General features: G+C 67.4%; 2 protein-coding genes. One reads left to right on the forward strand and one right to left on the reverse strand.

Annotated elements, in window-relative coordinates:
- Positions 1-95: 95 nt before the first annotated feature.
- Positions 96-944: an SH3 domain-containing protein gene (locus tag FJ980_RS32550; RefSeq protein ID WP_224647537.1), complete on the forward strand. Its 849-nt coding sequence runs from the start codon at positions 96-98 to the stop codon at positions 942-944.
- A gap of 67 nt (positions 945-1,011) precedes the next feature.
- On the opposite strand, the gene FJ980_RS32555 is transcribed toward FJ980_RS32550, so the two are convergent.
- On the reverse strand, positions 1,012-1,244 hold a 233-nt coding region (locus FJ980_RS32555), incomplete at its 5' end, for an SDR family oxidoreductase (RefSeq protein ID WP_140547552.1).

The following is a 1,244-nucleotide window of genomic DNA, read 5'->3' on the forward strand; positions in this document are numbered from 1 at the left end:
GGGCCCGCCCGCTGTTTGATTTGGGACCGGTGTGATCGACGCACGCGTTGCGGTGTTTGATCGAAGAACATCGGCCCCTTATGGAGGTGGCAAGAGTGAGAGAGCCCTTCAGTTTCGGTGCTCCGGAACGTCGGCGCTTTGCCATGCAGTTCGGCTACGACATGCGCCCGTCATTCTGGCAGGGAGTCCGTTCGAACTCGCATCTGGTGATTGCCGCGGTCGGCACGGCCGCGCTGCTCGGCGTGGCCGCGGTGGCACTGTGGCTGGCGTTGCCGGCGAACGAGCGGCAAGCGGTTGCCAATCCAGAGCAAGCCATTCCGGCCGTTCCGGTGAAGACGACGAAGATCGCGGCAGCGGGGATCACGGCGGCCGCGGCGGCGGTGCCGCAAGCGGCGCGAAAGTCCGACCAGGTCTCGCCGACCGTGGCTGTCTCGGAAGCCGCCATTCCGGCGCTCGCGGCGAACGACCCGCGCTGGACCGCCTCCCAATCGAAGACCGCACCGGCTGCTTCCGGCCAGTCGGCGAGCAAGGCCGGGCAGACGCCTGACAAGCCGGCGGCGGCGGCATTCGCGCAACCCGCTGCCGACACCGACGCCGCCACCGAGCTCGCCAAGGTCGCCGCACCGGCCCCGGCGGCGGGCAGCAGTCCCGATGGCGCGCAGACCGCCGCCATTCCGGCCGCGCAACCACAAGTAGCGTCGCAGCAATCTGCCGCGCAGGATGACGACAGCAAGGCCGAACCGCGCAAAGCGGCCGCAGCTGGCACCGGGCGCATCCTCAGGGCCGTGACTATGCGTAGCGGCCCGAAGAAGAATGCGGCCGCCATCGTCACGGTGCCCGCCAAGACCTCGGTGCAAGTGATGAGCTGCAAGCGTTGGTGCCAGATCGTCTACAACGGCAAGACAGGCTGGGTCTACAAAACCTACATCAAGACCGGCGCCTGACGCACCAGCGCCACGATCAAGGCAGGCACGGCCGAGCCGATCTTTGGCGCAGCGATGACGGTGTGCGTCAGATGCAGCGACCGCCGTCGACCTCCAGCGCAACGCCAGTGAAGGCGGCCTCGTCGGAGGCCAGCCACAGTGCCGCATTGGCAATGTCGAGCGGGGTCGAAAGCCGGCCGAGCGGGATCGAGGCGCGGAATTTCTCGCGGATTTCGGGTGTATCGGCGCCCATGAATTTTTCCAGCATGCCGGTCTCGCCGGCCACCGGACACAGGCAGTTGACGCGGATGTACTTCGGCG

Source organism: Mesorhizobium sp. B1-1-5, assembly GCF_006443065.1.
Lineage (GTDB): Bacteria > Pseudomonadota > Alphaproteobacteria > Rhizobiales > Rhizobiaceae > Mesorhizobium.